General features: G+C 57.0%; 15 protein-coding genes and 1 tRNA gene. 4 read left to right on the top strand and 12 right to left on the bottom strand.

Features of this window, described 5'->3' with window-relative positions; all coding sequences use genetic code 11:
* The first annotated feature begins 3 nt into the window (after positions 1 to 3).
* The 3 genes from AAYR33_08745 to AAYR33_08735 all read left to right on the top strand — a co-directional run bounded on the left by AAYR33_08745 (position 4) and on the right by AAYR33_08735 (position 3,855).
* On the top strand, positions 4 to 1,665 hold the full coding sequence (locus tag AAYR33_08745; protein ID XAO71079.1) for a glycosyltransferase family 39 protein: 1,662 nt from the start codon (positions 4 to 6) through the stop codon (positions 1,663 to 1,665).
* A gap of 120 nt (positions 1,666 to 1,785) precedes the next feature.
* A complete protein-coding gene (locus AAYR33_08740; protein ID XAO71078.1) occupies positions 1,786 to 2,592 on the top strand; it encodes a creatininase family protein in 807 nt (268 codons plus the stop codon).
* A gap of 15 nt (positions 2,593 to 2,607) precedes the next feature.
* The gene (locus AAYR33_08735) at positions 2,608 to 3,855 is read left to right on the top strand and encodes a YncE family protein (GenBank protein XAO71077.1); all 1,248 of its coding nucleotides are present in this window, start codon (positions 2,608 to 2,610) and stop codon (positions 3,853 to 3,855) included.
* 42 nt (positions 3,856 to 3,897) lie between these two features.
* On the opposite strand, the gene AAYR33_08730 is transcribed toward AAYR33_08735, so the two are convergent.
* The 12 genes from AAYR33_08730 to AAYR33_08675 form a co-directional block, all read right to left on the bottom strand.
* On the bottom strand, positions 3,898 to 4,680 hold the full coding sequence (locus AAYR33_08730) for a nitroreductase family protein (GenBank protein ID XAO71076.1): 783 nt from the start codon (positions 4,678 to 4,680) through the stop codon (positions 3,898 to 3,900).
* Between the two features lie 65 nt (positions 4,681 to 4,745).
* Positions 4,746 to 5,297: an adenine phosphoribosyltransferase gene (locus tag AAYR33_08725; protein XAO71075.1), complete on the bottom strand. Its 552-nt coding sequence runs from the start codon at positions 5,295 to 5,297 to the stop codon at positions 4,746 to 4,748.
* Positions 5,298 to 5,363: 66 nt separating this feature from the next.
* Positions 5,364 to 5,732 carry a response regulator gene (locus tag AAYR33_08720; GenBank protein XAO71074.1) on the bottom strand — a complete coding sequence of 123 codons (369 nt, stop codon included), beginning with the start codon at positions 5,730 to 5,732 and terminating at the stop codon, positions 5,364 to 5,366.
* A gap of 7 nt (positions 5,733 to 5,739) precedes the next feature.
* Positions 5,740 to 6,744 (bottom strand): MFS transporter, encoded by a 1,005-nt coding sequence (locus AAYR33_08715; protein ID XAO71073.1) that lies wholly within the window; start codon positions 6,742 to 6,744, stop codon positions 5,740 to 5,742.
* Between the two features lie 97 nt (positions 6,745 to 6,841).
* Positions 6,842 to 7,066, bottom strand: coding sequence for a hypothetical protein (locus AAYR33_08710; protein ID XAO71072.1), 225 nt, complete (start codon positions 7,064 to 7,066; stop codon positions 6,842 to 6,844).
* Positions 7,067 to 7,296: 230 nt separating this feature from the next.
* Entirely contained in the window at positions 7,297 to 7,983 is a 687-nt protein-coding gene (locus AAYR33_08705; protein XAO71071.1) for a VTT domain-containing protein, read from the bottom strand.
* Positions 7,984 to 8,108: 125 nt separating this feature from the next.
* Entirely contained in the window at positions 8,109 to 8,468 is a 360-nt protein-coding gene (locus AAYR33_08700; protein XAO71070.1) for a lysozyme, read from the bottom strand.
* Between the two features lie 580 nt (positions 8,469 to 9,048).
* Positions 9,049 to 9,123: transfer RNA gene (locus AAYR33_08695), tRNA-Thr, on the bottom strand.
* 120 nt (positions 9,124 to 9,243) lie between these two features.
* Positions 9,244 to 10,575 (bottom strand): folylpolyglutamate synthase/dihydrofolate synthase family protein, encoded by a 1,332-nt coding sequence (locus AAYR33_08690; protein ID XAO71069.1) that lies wholly within the window; start codon positions 10,573 to 10,575, stop codon positions 9,244 to 9,246.
* Between the two features lie 45 nt (positions 10,576 to 10,620).
* Positions 10,621 to 11,484 (bottom strand): acetyl-CoA carboxylase, carboxyltransferase subunit beta, encoded by an 864-nt coding sequence (gene accD, locus AAYR33_08685; protein XAO71068.1) that lies wholly within the window; start codon positions 11,482 to 11,484, stop codon positions 10,621 to 10,623.
* 174 nt (positions 11,485 to 11,658) lie between these two features.
* Positions 11,659 to 12,456 (bottom strand): serine O-acetyltransferase, encoded by a 798-nt coding sequence (gene cysE / locus AAYR33_08680; protein ID XAO71067.1) that lies wholly within the window; start codon positions 12,454 to 12,456, stop codon positions 11,659 to 11,661.
* Entirely contained in the window at positions 12,453 to 13,709 is a 1,257-nt protein-coding gene (locus tag AAYR33_08675; protein XAO71066.1) for an FAD-dependent monooxygenase, read from the bottom strand. Before AAYR33_08675 ends, cysE begins: the two co-directional genes overlap by 4 nt.
* A 173-nt stretch (positions 13,710 to 13,882) precedes the next feature.
* Here AAYR33_08675 and AAYR33_08670 point away from each other — a divergent pair, with 173 nt between their 5' ends.
* Positions 13,883 to 14,221 (top strand): P-II family nitrogen regulator, encoded by a 339-nt coding sequence (locus tag AAYR33_08670; protein XAO71065.1) that lies wholly within the window; start codon positions 13,883 to 13,885, stop codon positions 14,219 to 14,221.
* Positions 14,222 to 14,253: the final 32 nt, after the last annotated feature.

The raw sequence follows: 14,253 nt of genomic DNA, 5'->3' as shown, positions 1-14,253 counted from the left end.
GGTTTGGCGCGCTTAAATTGGCGCCATTACAGCGCCATCGCCCTCCTGACTTTTCTGATCTTTCTGCCAGGGCGCATGACCCTGCCGCCCCTTGATCGGGATGAGTCCCGCTATATGGAAGCCTCCGGACAAATGCTGGAGACGGGGAATTTCATTGATGTGAAATTTCTGGATCAGAAGCGATATCTGCAACCAGCCGGTATTTACTGGCTGGAGGCCGGGGCAGAGGCGGTCTTTGGTGGCCCGTCCGCGCGCCATATCGCCTGGCCCTATCGCATCCCCAGCCTGATCGCCGTCACGGGTGCCGTAACATTGACGGCATGGCTCGGGAGCGTGCTTTTCGGTACGATGACGGGCTTGCTGGCGGCGGCCTTTCTCGCTGTCTCAACGCTTATGATGGCGGAAGGGCGGATGGCGACGATCGACACCGTCCTGCTTTTCGATATCCTTCTGGTTCAGGGGGCCCTGCTCAAAACCTATCTGTCCGCGCAACAGGGACGCGTTGCCCCCTTCAAATGGGCTTTATTGTTCTGGCTCGCGCTGGGTTGTGGACTCATGTTGAAGGGGCCGGTCGTCCTCATCCCGTCTTTCGGCACGATTGGCGCTTTATGGCTATGTGAGCGACGGCGGGAATGGTGGCGCGGGCTCCGCTTCAAATATGGTTGGCTCATCGCGTTGGCGGTCGTTCTGCCCTGGTGCATCGCGATCGGGTTTGTCAGTCATGGTGCGTTTTTCCGTGATGCGGTTGGGGTCAATTTTCTCGGCAAGATCGGCCAGGGTCAGCAGGCGCATGGTTTGCCGATGGGCTATCATCTCGCGGTGTTTCTGCTCGCCTTCTGGCCGGGCTCACTTTTCGCCGTGCTGGCATTGCCGAAGATCTGGGCGCGACGTCATGAGATGGCTGTTCGATATTTACTCTGCTGGATCATCCCGCATTGGCTCGTCTTTGAAATCATCGCGACAAAATTACCGCATTACGTTCTTCCTACTTATCCCGCGATCGCCATTCTGGCGTCCGCCGGCATCATGGCATGGGCACCCGCCGTGCCGCGTCACCTCGTCGGGCGTTGGCTGACCCGGCTTTATGGCGCTCTGTGGTTTATCGTCGGGTTGGCTCTGGCGGTATCAGGCGGTGTGCTGATCTGGCGGGACCAGCATTTCGTCCATCCTCTCCTCATTTTCGGCTCCGTGCTTGCCTGCGTGACGTTGGGCGCTTCTGGCGTTGCGTTGCTTCAGGTGCGGCGCCGGGTGGCGGCAATCTGGGCTGTCCTCTCTGCCGTGCTGATCCATCTCGGGTTGTTTCTGATTGTCATCCCGAAATTATCGACCATCCAACTCGCGCCACATGCTGCGGCACTTTTTAAAGCGCACCGGATATGTGGTGATCAGACGACACTTATTTCGCCCTCTTATTCCGAGCCGTCCCTTGCTTTCCTTGTCGGGACGCAGACGAAGCTCTTCGGTGTCGGTGCGGCGGCGACCTACATGGCGTGGCGTCCTCAATGCACACTCGTCCTCATTGACCTTAAGGCAGATGGTCGTTTCAAAGCCGTTCTGGGAGATCAGCAGGAAGATCTTGAATTATTGGGGCGGGTCAGCGGTTTAAATTATTCCAACGGGCATAAACTCGACCTTGGACTCTGGCGGCTTAAAGCCGCGCCGTGATTCTCACCTAAAATTTTAATTCAGCTCCCGATGCAAAGACGTGTTTACTCCAGGCCCTGCAAAGAAGGGCTACCTGACTAAAGGTCACTCATCCGATTTTGCCGCTGTTCAGGGATGAAAATGCACGTCGTACCGCGCATGATTTTGTTTGTCGGGGTCGCGCTTCGGTTTGGCTTTCCCATCTCATCGGCTTTCGCGGCGCCGGAAGTCGCGCTTGAAAAAATGACCTGGCCGGAAATCGCCCGCGCCATTCAGAATGGCGACAGGACGGTGATCATTCCGATCGGCGGCACGGAGCAGAGCGGGCCTTTCATAGCGGTCGGCAAGCATAATGTCCGCGCCGCGGCGCTCGCTTTACGGATCGCGCGGGGGCTGGGCCATTGCCTGGTCGCGCCCGTCATCACTTACGTGCCGGAAGGCGACACATCGTCCCGCACACCTCGTATGCGCTTTCCCGGGACGATCTCCATCCCGCCCCAAATTTTCGAAGGGATGCTCGTTGGTGCGGCTGAAAGCCTGCGTGCGCAGGGCTTCAAACGTATCGCTATCATCTCCGACCATGGTAGTTACCGCGCCTTTGTCGCGCGTGTGACGCGGCAACTCAATCATCATTGGCAAGGGGCAGCCCGCATAATCGACGTGACGCCCTATTACGATGTCCTGCAAAGCCGGTTCGTCCCATGGTTGCGGGAGAGGGGGTTCGCGCAGGATATCGGCCAACATGCGGATTTGATGGATGCGTCTCTTATGCTGGCGGTTGACCTTGTGATGGTTCGGCTTGCGCTGATGAAGAAGTCTTTAAAGTCAGGGAAAGAAGACGGTGTGTATGGAGGTGATCCCCGGCCCAGCACCGCTGCGCTCGGCGCGGTTGGCACTTCCTTTCAGGTCGACACGGCCATTGCCCGACTGCGTCGAGATAACAAATAATTGAGAGGATCATTCATGAGCTTACTGCATTTGAGATTCTTCTTTTCAATGGCGGTTGCCGCAGGGTCACCCTTCATCCTTTCCACCCCTTCCCCCGCGCAGCCAGATTACGGGTCAGCAAAACCCTTCGCTGTCACGCCTGAAAAAACGCCTATCCCGAGTGCGGCGCCGTCGCCTTCGGAGGAGGTGAAAACGATCCCGGGTATGCCGCCTGTTGTAAACCCGAAAAATATATATAGCGAAACGACGGGCCCCGAAAAATTATCACCCATTGTGGCGCATGATCTCAAACGGGTTTACGTCCCCAATCTGAGAGGAAATTCGGTTTCAGTTATCGATCAGGCGAGCTTCAAAGTCGTCGACAGCTTCAAAGTGGGCCGCAGCCCGCAACATGTCGTGCCATCCTGGGACCTCCGCCATTTATGGGTGACGAATAATGCGGAAGGCCATGAGGATGGCAGCCTCACGCCGATTAACCCAGTGACGGGTCGTCCCGGCCCCTCTCTGCCCGTGGATGATCCCTACAATATGTATTTCACCCCGGACGGTAAATTCGCGATTACCGTCGCGGAGGCGCATCGTCGACTGGATTTCCGCGAGCCGCTTTCCATGGCGCTGATTGGCTCGGTAGCGACACCGGAATGCTCCGGTGTCAATCATGCCGGATTTTCCGGTGATGGGCGTTACGCTATTTTCACCTGTGAATTTGGCGGGTATCTCGTCAAAGTGGATACCGTCAATCGTAAGGTGCTCAGCTATCTCAAATTATCAAAAGGGGGTATGCCGCAGGATATCCAGACAGCGCCGGATGGTCACCGCTTTTACGTCGCGGACATGATGGCTGACGGTGTCTTCATCCTGAATGGCGACATGTTCAAGGAGACGGGGTTTATCCCGACCGGTGTCGGGACCCACGGCGAATATATCAGCCGAGACAGCAAATTACTTTATGTCGCCAATCGCGGCTCCCACAAAATTCATGGACCTAAAAACGGTCCGGGCAGTGTCTCCGTCATTGATCTCGCGACCGATAAAGTCATCAAGAACTGGCCGATCCCTGGCGGGGGCAGTCCAGATATGGGGAATGTCTCGGCGGATGGCCGTTACCTCTGGCTTTCCGGGCGTTTCGATGATGTGGTTTACGCCATCGACACGCGAACCGGCGCCGTCCGCAAAATCCCGGTGGGGTTGGAGCCCCACGGCCTGACCGTCTGGCCGCAACCGGGGCGTTATTCCCTGGGCCATACCGGCATTTTACGGTGAGCTCTCAAGTGGCACGGGCGGGTGACACCTTGCCGAGCCACTTTAAGTGAGTGGAAAGCCGAGCGCCTGGAGCACGTCGTGCAGCTCCTTACGTTTATTGACATAAGCGTGATCCGTCGCCTGGCGGGCAGCGTGCGCCGTCCACCGACGAGGCGGGAGATTTTGCTCCTGCTGGAAAGCGCTGACGCGCGCGTCGTAAGCGTCGATCAGCCCCGCCTCTGCCTGATGAACGTATTTTTCATGATGGAGCACGACGCTTTGCGGCAGGCGCGGCTTGATGCTGGCCGGATGGGCCGGGTTGGGCCAGCCGACACACATGCCGAAAGCGACGAAGCTCCGGGGTGGCAGTGCGAGGGCCTCTGCAACTTCCTTCACGTGGCTACGGATACCGCCGATATAAGTGATGCCCAGCCCGGCAACCTCAAACGCAATGGCGGCATTCTGCGCAGCGAGCGCGGCATCCACAACGGAAACGAGGAAGAAATCGAGATAATCGAGCACGATGTCCGGCCTGTCTTCCCGCTGCGCCGCGCGTTCAAGACGAGAGAGGTCCGCTACCCATGCGAGGAAAACAGGCGCCTTGCGCACGTGATCCTGATTGCCGGATAATTGCGCCATAAGATCGCGCATCGCCGGATCTTGAATGGCAATGACCGACCATGCCTGCATATTGGACGAGGTCGAGGCCGAGGAAGCTGCGGCAATCGCCCATTCCAGCACGCCTTCAGGCAGGGCGTCCGGCAGGAAGGCACGCACGGAGCGATGCGCCAGCATTGTTTCAAGAGCATAAGAGAGTTTTGATGCGGCCTCAGGCCGCGGGGGCATATTGTCTTCTCGGTAGCGCTCTGCCCAGAGAGATTCCAGTTTTTGTGGCATTGGGTAACTCTTAATCACACATCGTATGAAATCAGGGCGTTCAGGTCCGTATCGATTTTCTCACGGCCTTTAAGGCCAGTCAGCTCAATCAGGACGGAAGCACCAATCACCTCGGCCCCAACTTTCCTCAAGAGGGCGATGGAGGCTGCCAGCGTGCCGCCTGTCGCAAGCAGATCATCCAGCACGACCACACGTTGCCCGGGGATAATGGCATCTTCCTGGATGTGGAGCTCGTCAGCGCCATATTCCAGCCCGTACTGAAGCGAGATGGTTTTACCGGGAAGTTTGCCAGGCTTGCGCAACATGATGAAGCCGCAGCCCAGTCGCTGCGCAAGCGGCGCTGCTGTGAGGAAACCGCGACTCTCGATTCCGGCGAGGATATCCGGTTTGAAAGCGGCAACGGCACGCGCCATGCGGGCTATCGCGATCTGCCACGCATCGGCATGGCGGATCAGCGTCGAGATATCATAGAAAAGAATGCCTGGTTTCGGGAAGTCCGGCACGCCACGAATGAAATCTTTGAGGTTGATCTCCGGCTGGGGGTCGGCGTAGGCAGTATCCGTCATAAACGCGCTTTCAGAAGTCGAAAAAACGGGGCCTTATCCTGATGGTTTCCCCTCGATTTGTAAATGTCACACCGGTTTTTTCTGGGCGCGGGCAAGGGCGGCCAGCATCGTCGCTGCGCGAAAGGGCTTGCCCAGTCGAATAATGGCATCTCCCGCATCGAGGTTGCCCCCCTCGGTGAAGTCGCCCGAAACCAATATCGCAGGCAAAGCCGAGAAGTTCTGGCGCATGCGGTCGATGAGGGCCAATCCGTCCGTCTGACCCTTAAGATGCAGGTCGGTCATAAGCAGACCGGGCCCGATATGCTCGCAGCTTTTCAGGGCGTCTTCAGCATTGGTGCATTGATGTACCTCGTAGCCATTCCGCGTCAGGAGAGTCTTGACCACAAGAGCGATAGAAGCGTCATCCTCAACAAGCAGGACAATGATCGGACCCATTATCGCTTCAATCCACGCTGAGAATGTCAGGTGACGGGAGGGTTCGTGGTTTTCGCGCCGCGACGAGGCCCATCAGAATGGCGGCGATAAACATCAGCGCCACCATCGGGAGGGGTGATGCCGCCGGCAATGACCCGATCAGGAAGGAGACCGCCGCGCCGAACACATATTGAATCGTACCTGCCAGCGCGGAGGCGCTTCCCGCATGTTGATGATGGTTTTTAAGGACCTGCACAATGGTGTTGGGCGTGATGATCCCCGTCATGGACAGCGCCGTGATCAGGAGGGTGATGAAAGGTGGTAACGTCGTCGCGCGCAGAGTGCCCGCTTTTTCAGGGTAACGCACCGCGATCATCGCTACGATGAGCAAGAGCAATGTGCTGCATATTGTGACAGAGAGTGCCCAACCGAAAAGGCGCGTGCTGCGCACTTTCCCCACCAGCACGCTGTTGATCTGGGAGGCGCCGATCATACATACGGCGCAGATGCCGAAAATCATGCCGTAATGCGCGGGGGAAAACCGGTAAAGATGCTGAAAGATGCCTGGTGCAGCCGTCAGATAAGCGAAAAACATGAAACCACTTAAACCATAAATCAAACTACTGCGTGAAAAGAGAGGTTCGCGGATGATGGCATGAAAGCGCTGCCACAAAGCCAGAATATGCACATTTTTGCGCCGCTCCAATGGCAGTGTTTCCGGAAAAAGAAAAATCAGGATCACAGATGAGAGAACACCATATCCGGCGGATAGCCAGAAAACCGCGCGCCAGCTGACCCACTCCAGCGCGAATCCACCCAGCATCGGCGCAAGCACTGGCACAGTCCCCTGGATAAGGATGAGGCGGGACATTAATCGTGAGGCTGCGTCACCTGTTGCGAAATCACGCACGGCGGCGCTTGGGACGACGATGCAAGATGATGCGGCGAGCGCGGCAAAAAACCGTGCGACCGCGAGAAGCGTCATCGTTGTCGCCCAGGCACAAGCCACGCTGCTGAGCGTATAAGCAACCATCCCCCCCAGAACATGGCGGCCCGCCGCCCAAATCTGTCGGAGAGCGGTCCCATGATGATCTGGCCAATAGCCAGCCCGACCATCCAGGTGGATAAAGTCAGCCCGGCACTTCCTGATGGGACGTGGAGGGAATGCTCAATCGCCGGGAAGGCGGGCAGATATATATATCCGTCGAGATGGGTCCGATAGCACAGATCATCCCGAGAAGGAATGCCACGCGTTCATAGATACGATGTCGATGCGCAATATCTTCCAGTTGCTGACCTCTCCGGATCGAAGAGAAGCGCGCACCTGCAGCATTGCGTGCGCTTGTAAGTAACATGGAACGCTCCGAAAGACTTAGAAAACGGCGCTTGATCTATTTTTATGGTCGGAAAGGTAACGAAAGAAAGCGGTTGGAACTTGGGTAGCATTGATATGAGTCGAATAAGACGCGATCAGCTGAACGCCTGATGCAAGAGGAGCCTGCCCCGCCAGCGCCGAATGGCCCTGGCGGGGCAGGTAGAGCCACGCTCTCTTAAGATAAAGTCCATCCTGGCTGGGTGGTTCAATTCAAAATTTTTCCTGACGGTGGCGCATGATGAGAATGCCGAGCATCATGGACAGGGCGAAAAGAAGCACCTCGACCGTAATCTGACTGCCCCGCCCGAGGTGGGAGCCGCTTCCGATCAGGACGAAAACGAGGTTCTGCGGGAGGGAGCCGAGTAATGTTCCGGCAATGAAGGCGGAGACACCGATGTCGTAATATCCGGCACCCAGGGCGACGAGCAGGGCGGACCCGACCGGCATGAGGCGAAGCATCAAAATGGCGCAGAAGGGTGCATTCCTGGCAACATGCCCGAAGGACTCCATTTTTTTTTGCCATAAGCGTGTTGGCGGGGTTGCCTGCCCGTCACGATTCCGTCTCTGCCGCATGATTCTTGCGAGGTAAAAATCGATGAGATTACCGAGTAAGGTGGCCGCCATGGCAAGGCTCAAACCCATCACAACCCCGAAAATCAGTCCCGCCACGGCGCATAATGCCTGACGTGGCATCCCAAACGCCGCATAAAAAATGCCGAGAAGACAGAAAATGACGGGTGCCCATGGGGAATGCTGCCACGAAGCGACCACGCGCGTAAAATTGGCGGCGACGGGGACATAACGTGCAACGGTCATAATACCGGCCAGGACAATGACAATGAGACAGGCGCGAAGCAGCTTCCCCATGCCGCCACGTTTGAGGGGAGTCTGCTCCATGCGCCGTTATTCTCCGTGATTTTAGAAGGCTGCTTTCAGGAGCCACAAGGTAAAGGGCTCGATTTCCGCCTTCTTCTATCAAGCTTGCCGAAAGTTTCAAACGAGTCGTCTTCAACCGAGACGGTTCAATCGTCTTTCTGTGCGCGTTTCAGGACGTCAATCACGCCCTCACCATGGAGAAATAACCGCCGTTCCGCCTCGCGCCGCCGGGTTAACTCACGCAATGTGATGCCGCCAGCATGGATCCAGAGGAGGAATTGATTGGCAGCGCTCTGGTAATCGCTCTCATTCAATTTCCGCAGAAGCGTCGAACTGGAGAAAGCATTTTCCCCGACATTATAGATGAAAGATGTGAGCGCCGCATATTGCGCCGGGCTGAGAGCCACGCGCGTCATCGCCTCGATTTTCTGCTCAATATCGATGATCATTCTCGTGAGCATAAGATCGGCCTGCACCTGCGTGATGGCCGGGCTGTCCTCCCGCACGGGCGCGCCATCGGACAAGCATTGATGGGGGGGTTAAATTACAGCTTTCGAAATGCGCAATGAGTCTGAAAGCAAGCGTTGTCATATCATCCATTGTTTTTTTCTTTATGATGAAGGCTGAAATATCTGGACCTGCCGCGCGCGCTGTTCACTTCAAAGGCCGGAAGAATAAGCAAATCGAAACGTCAGATGGCGACGCCGCGTCAGAAATGAAATTTCGGGAGAGGGAATGAAAAAGACTGCGCCCCCGCAAGCGGGGTAAAATCGTCATCTTCAGGACCAAATTCTTAATTATAAAGCATCCATCTCCTTCATTCAATTGCGCGATGGGCCGTCTTAGGAGGGTCTCTCCCGAGAGAATGGAGCGCAAAGCGTCGCCATCCCGGACGCTTCTTCAGCTCTTCGATGTCTCAGATGGGGTTTAGGGCCATTTTTTAAGGCGCGAGCCAATCGGCTGATCGCAGCGCAATCAATCCGCCAATAGGGGCCGCATCGGAGAAATTGTGAGGAACAGTGACTGCGTCCGCGTCGCGAGTGCAGGGGGGCCTTATGGGCGCGACAACTTCCAAACAAGAGAGGCTGGTGCCGGGTGAGGGATTTGAACCCCCGGCCTTCGGTTTACAAAACCGCTGCACTACCACTGTGCTAACCCGGCATCAGCAGGCCCTTTTGCGGTTAAACGGGATAATTCGTCAAGCGTAAAATCGGTTGAGACCGTTAAGAATGCCCGAGTTGATGGGAGGGCACGATTGACCCCTCACGCATCAGGGCGGCGTCATACGCGCTCAACGACCTTGTCCCGGCGCAACGCGGCACCGGCAAGGTAAAGGCTGCCACAAATCAGAACGCGCCCCGTTGCACCACTGAGCTTTTTTAAAGCGCCGAGGATATCCGGGCCGGGGATGGCGACATGGCCAGAGGCCGCGACGATATCCGCCACGGAAATCGCATCATATTGATCCGGCTCCATTACTGCATGGACGGAGGTCGCGTAAGGGAGTAGGGGGCAGATGAACCCTTCAATATCCTTGCTGCTTTTCATGCCGATCAAAAGGTGAAGCGGGCGATCCTGCCATTTTTGCAATGTCGGCAAAAGGGCGTGACCGGCATGGGGATTATGCCCCCCGTCAAGCCAGATTTCCCAATCGGGTGGCACGTGATTAAGGATCGACCCACTTAATTTCTGTAACCTTCCGGGCCATTGCGTCTGCGTTATGGCCGTCCAGTCCGCATTTTGTATTCTGTCGATGGCAGCGCTGCGCAAGGCGGCGATGGCGAGCGCGGCATTGCCATATTGGTGCTGCCCGACCAGGCCAGGTGCGGGGAGGGTGAGGTCGCCATAACGGTCCGAATAAACCATCCCGCCATCGGGAAGGACGCGATAGGTGACTTCCCGCCCGATCATCCATAAGGGCGCGTTCAGCTTTAAGGCTTCGGCTTCAATGACCGAAGTCACCGCCGTGTCCTGCGACGCGCTGATGACCGGACAATGAGGTTTGATGATCCCCGCTTTCTCCCGCGCGATCTCGGTGATGTTGTCCCCGAGGAAAGATTGATGATCCAGCCCAATCGGGGTGATGACGCTCGCAAGGGGGGCGGACACGACATTCGTCGCGTCGAATCGCCCGCCGAGACCTACTTCAATAATGGCGAGGTCCGCCGGCTGCCGGGCGAAAAGAAGAAACCCCGCGGCCGTCAAAATTTCGAAAACCGTAATGGGCGCGTTCCCATTGATGGCTTCCACTTCTTCCAGCGTTGCGACAAGCTCATCCTCCTGCACCAGTTCCCCTGCCAGGCGAAATCGCTCTGTGACAGAGACGAGGTGCGGACTGGTCATGACATGGACGCGCCATTGATGGGCTTCCGCAATGGTGCGGATGAAGACGCATGTGCTGCCCTTCCCGTTTGTCCCTGCCACATGGATCACAGGGGGGAGAGCACGCTCCGGATTTCCCAATCCGTGGAGCAGCGTCGTCAGGCGGTCCAGCGACAGGTCAATATATTTCGGGTAGGCCGCCTGGACGCGCGCAAGGATTTTGCCGACCGAACCCGAATATTCGCTGACCAGCCTGGCAGGCTGGCCTTGCGTCGGGTTTGACGGCGTCATGATCGGCGTTTCAGTCATGAGCGATGGCGCGGCCCGGGGAAGCGCTTACGCCGCGCCGGTATCTTGGCGTTGCATCATGAGGCCGATGATGCGGTCGAGCGTCTCTTTCAACGCATCACGCGGCGTAACGATATCCACCATGCCATGATCACGCAGATACTCGGATCTCTGGAACCCTTCCGGCAGTTTTTCCCGCACCGTATCCTGAATGACACGCGGCCCGGTAAAAGCGATCAGGGCCTGTGGCTCCGCAATATGCACATCACCCAGCATGGCGAAGGAGGCGGAGACGCCACCGGTCGTCGGGTTCGTCAGCACCACGATATAAGGCAGTCCGGCATCTTTAAGCATCTGGATGCCGATCGTCGTGCGCGGCATCTGCATGAGGGATAACACCCCCTCCTGCATACGCGCACCGCCGGAGGCCGTGTAGATAATCAAAGCCGCTTTTTGCAGAATGGCGAGTTTGCAGGCGGCGATAAAAGCTTCACCCAGCGCGGAGCCCATTGTGCCGGCCATGAACTCATAGGCCATGACGGCGACAACCGCCGGATGCCCCCCGACCTGCCCATGCGCGACCACCAGCGACTCATCCAGATGCGTTTTCATGCGCGCATCTTTGAGCCTGTCCGTGTAGCGCTTCTGATCCTTGAAGCCGAGCGGATCAACCGCGACCCTCGGGAGTTCAATGCGCGTATAGGCGCCCTCATCAAATGTCCATTTGAGACGATCCTTGGCAGCCGCCTTACCATGATGGCCGCAATGGGGACATACTTTCAGGAACCGGTCAAAATCCTTGACCAGAATCATCTGAGAGCAAGACTCGCACGTCGTCCACAAATTTTCCGGGACATCCCTCTGCAGAAGTCCCCTGATTTTAGGACGGACATATTCGGTAAGCCAGCTCATCTTCCCTCATTATCGTGTCAATGCAATGTCGCTTCCCTGAAGGGAAAAGCGCGACCTTTTCGTGATGATGCGGATCAGGCATCAGCGCCCATCATATCGTTTCTACCCGGCAAAAGCCATATCGGTCTCCCGTCATCCACGCGGGGCGTTCCGTCAGGCTGCCGCCGCAACACTTCAGATGACAAAATCCGTATCCGGGAAGCTTTGATCCATGGAAAGGGCCGGGTCGCTGGTATTTGGCTTGCCGACCGGTCGCGCAGGATTGCCCACGACTGTGACATGGGGTGCAACATCATTCAAAACGACGGAACTTGCCCCGATTTTAGCACCTTCCCCTACCGAGATATTGCCGATCACCTTCGCGCCCGCGCCGATCAGGACACCGCGCGCGATTTTGGGATGCCGATTGCCGGACGTCTTACCCGTGCCGCCAAGCGTGACATTCTGGAAGATGGAGACATCATCCGCAATGACGGCTGTCTCACCAATGACGATGCCCGTGCCGTGGTCAAAAATGACGCGCCGCCCGATGGTGGCCGCCGGGTGAATATCGATGCCGAAACGCTCTGAAACGAGGCTTTGTAAATGTTGTGCCAGGTGCTTGCGGTCATGCTGCCAAAGCCAGTTTGCCACGCGGTAAGCCTGAAGCGCGTGATAGCCTTTGAAAAAGAGGAAGGGCGTCACATAATCCGTACATGCGGGGTCACGCTCATAGACGGCCAGCATATCCGCGGCGGCATCCTCGGCAATGCGCGGTGTGTCTTTGAGGCAGGCCATGATCAGGGACGATAATGCGGGCACGGAAAGGGCGCGGTCTGATAGTTTTGTGCCCAAAAGAGCCGCCAGCGCCGCATCGAAGCTTCGATGTTCCGTGATCCCTGTCGTGAAAACGCCTTGAATCAGCGGGTCGCAGCAGACAGCGCTTTGGCGCAGCATGTCCTGCCAGATTTTATCGAGGTCCAGCGCGTTCATAATAATCCCATTGTTCGTCGGATGAAACGTGCACGTAAGGGGGCTGCTTTCTCAAAGCCCCGCATTCCGACGCGGCGTAAAATCTGCATGACGGGGTGGCGGGTGGCGAAAACCCTCTCCATGATATCGCAGGTGAGCAGCATCGCCATATTATCGGGGCGCGTCAGACGCTGATAGAGTTTCAACACATCATCACGGCCCGGATCCTGCCCCTTCTCAAAAGCGTTTACCAAAACTTCAGATAAGATCTTGATATCGCGAAAGCCCATATTCAAGCCCTGGCCCGCAATCGGATGCAGTCCATGGGCCGCATCGCCAATCAGCGCGAGGCGATGAGACACATATTTCTGGGCGTATTGCGCGGAAAGCGGGTAAAGCCAGCGCCGTCCGACAGGTGTCGCGGCACCGACATGCTCATCCAGACGCGCATTGATTTCGCGCTTGAAAGTCTCATCGGGGAGAGCATGAAGATAATGCGCGCGCGCGGCCGGTGCGGCCCAGACGATGGCGGAGCGGTGCAGAGCGGCGTCCGTACCGATCAGGGGCAGTCGCGCAAAAGGACCATCGGGCAGAAAGCGCTCCAGAGCGGTGCCATTATGCGCATTCTCATGCGCGATAATCGTGACAATGCCATTTTGTTTATAGGCCAGATGCGTCAACGGGATGCCCGCCTGCTTCCGTAGCGGACTTTGACGCCCCTCTGCCGCGATAACGAGTTGCGCCCGATATTGCGCACCGGAGGCGAGCGCAATCATGGCGCCATCATTTTTAAAAGTGAAACGCGCCTGGTCTGGCGCGGCGATGATGAGGTTCGGGCCTGCATGATGACGGAGGGTGGCATGAAGGGCGCGTCGCAAATCCATCGCCTCGACCATCCAGCCAAAACCCTGCAACCCGGCCTCATTATCAGGCAGGCCCTGCGCGCTGAAGGTGAGTGATCGTGCGCCGATGCGCGTGAGGATGCGCGCGACATTTGGAGGCGGCCCGGATTCATGCCGCCCGTCAATGACGGAAATTTCCTTTATGGGCTGCACGCCGTTCGGGAGGTGCGACCAGACAGCTGATTGCGCCAGAACCCGCCGTGACCCTTCCGAAAGCGCATAAGCCCGACCATCCAGATGGGGGCCGATTGCCGCTTCAAGCGGGGAACGTTCAATAATAAGGACGCGTAGCCCGGCCCGGGCCAGAACGCACGCCAGGGTTGCGCCAACCGGGCCGGCGCCATTGATGCAAATATTGACAGTCTTCATCATCCTGCTTTCTCAACACGCCCTGCATGGCGCATTCAGCGTCAGAGGCGTCCATAAATCAAACCTTTAATGCAAGAAGAGGCTTGCCTTGCGCGTCGCCAAACTGGCACGAATTGGAAACGATCTGTGATGCGGGATTCGTAGCCCGTAAAAAAACGTTGCGAAGGACGAACATCATGAAGCTGATCACGGCCATCATCAAGCCATTCAAGCTCGATGACGTGCGCAATGCACTCATTCCACTCGGCGTGCAGGGTTTGACGGTTACGGAAGTCAAAGGTTTCGGGCGGCAGAAAGGACAGGCAGAGATCTATCGCGGGGCGGAATATCAGATCAGCTTTCTTCCCAAACTGAAGATTGAAATCGCCGTTGCGGATGAAATCGTTGATGACGTCGTGAAAGCCATCCAGACCAATGCCAGCACCGGGAAGATCGGTGATGGGAAGATTTTTATTTCCTCACTTGATGAGGTCGTCCGCATCCGGACGGGAGAAGAAGGGGTAAGCGCATTATGACACGATCCCGCCTGTTGACCCTTGCGGGCTGT

The organism is Acetobacteraceae bacterium (assembly GCA_039613835.1).
In the GTDB taxonomy this organism is placed as follows: domain Bacteria; phylum Pseudomonadota; class Alphaproteobacteria; order Acetobacterales; family Acetobacteraceae; genus Sorlinia.
Note: the sequence above shows the minus strand (reverse complement) of the source record. Positions and strands in the feature narration are given on the sequence as shown.

Coding starts and splice junctions, on each gene's coding strand:
- AAYR33_08740 (XAO71078.1), top strand. CDS start 1,786: ATGCACGTCGTACCGCGCATGATTTTGTTTGTCGGGGTCGCGCTTCGG.
- AAYR33_08735 (XAO71077.1), top strand. CDS start 2,608: ATGAGCTTACTGCATTTGAGATTCTTCTTTTCAATGGCGGTTGCCGCA.
- AAYR33_08730 (XAO71076.1), bottom strand. CDS start 4,680: ATGCCCCCGCGGCCTGAGGCCGCATCAAAACTCTCTTATGCTCTTGAA.
- AAYR33_08725 (XAO71075.1), bottom strand. CDS start 5,297: ATGACGGATACTGCCTACGCCGACCCCCAGCCGGAGATCAACCTCAAA.
- AAYR33_08720 (XAO71074.1), bottom strand. CDS start 5,732: ATGGGTCCGATCATTGTCCTGCTTGTTGAGGATGACGCTTCTATCGCT.
- AAYR33_08715 (XAO71073.1), bottom strand. CDS start 6,744: ATGGTTGCTTATACGCTCAGCAGCGTGGCTTGTGCCTGGGCGACAACG.
- AAYR33_08710 (XAO71072.1), bottom strand. CDS start 7,066: ATGTTACTTACAAGCGCACGCAATGCTGCAGGTGCGCGCTTCTCTTCG.
- AAYR33_08705 (XAO71071.1), bottom strand. CDS start 7,983: ATGGAGCAGACTCCCCTCAAACGTGGCGGCATGGGGAAGCTGCTTCGC.
- AAYR33_08690 (XAO71069.1), bottom strand. CDS start 10,575: ATGACGCCGTCAAACCCGACGCAAGGCCAGCCTGCCAGGCTGGTCAGC.
- accD (XAO71068.1), bottom strand. CDS start 11,484: ATGAGCTGGCTTACCGAATATGTCCGTCCTAAAATCAGGGGACTTCTG.
- cysE (XAO71067.1), bottom strand. CDS start 12,456: ATGAACGCGCTGGACCTCGATAAAATCTGGCAGGACATGCTGCGCCAA.
- AAYR33_08675 (XAO71066.1), bottom strand. CDS start 13,709: ATGATGAAGACTGTCAATATTTGCATCAATGGCGCCGGCCCGGTTGGC.
- AAYR33_08670 (XAO71065.1), top strand. CDS start 13,883: ATGAAGCTGATCACGGCCATCATCAAGCCATTCAAGCTCGATGACGTG.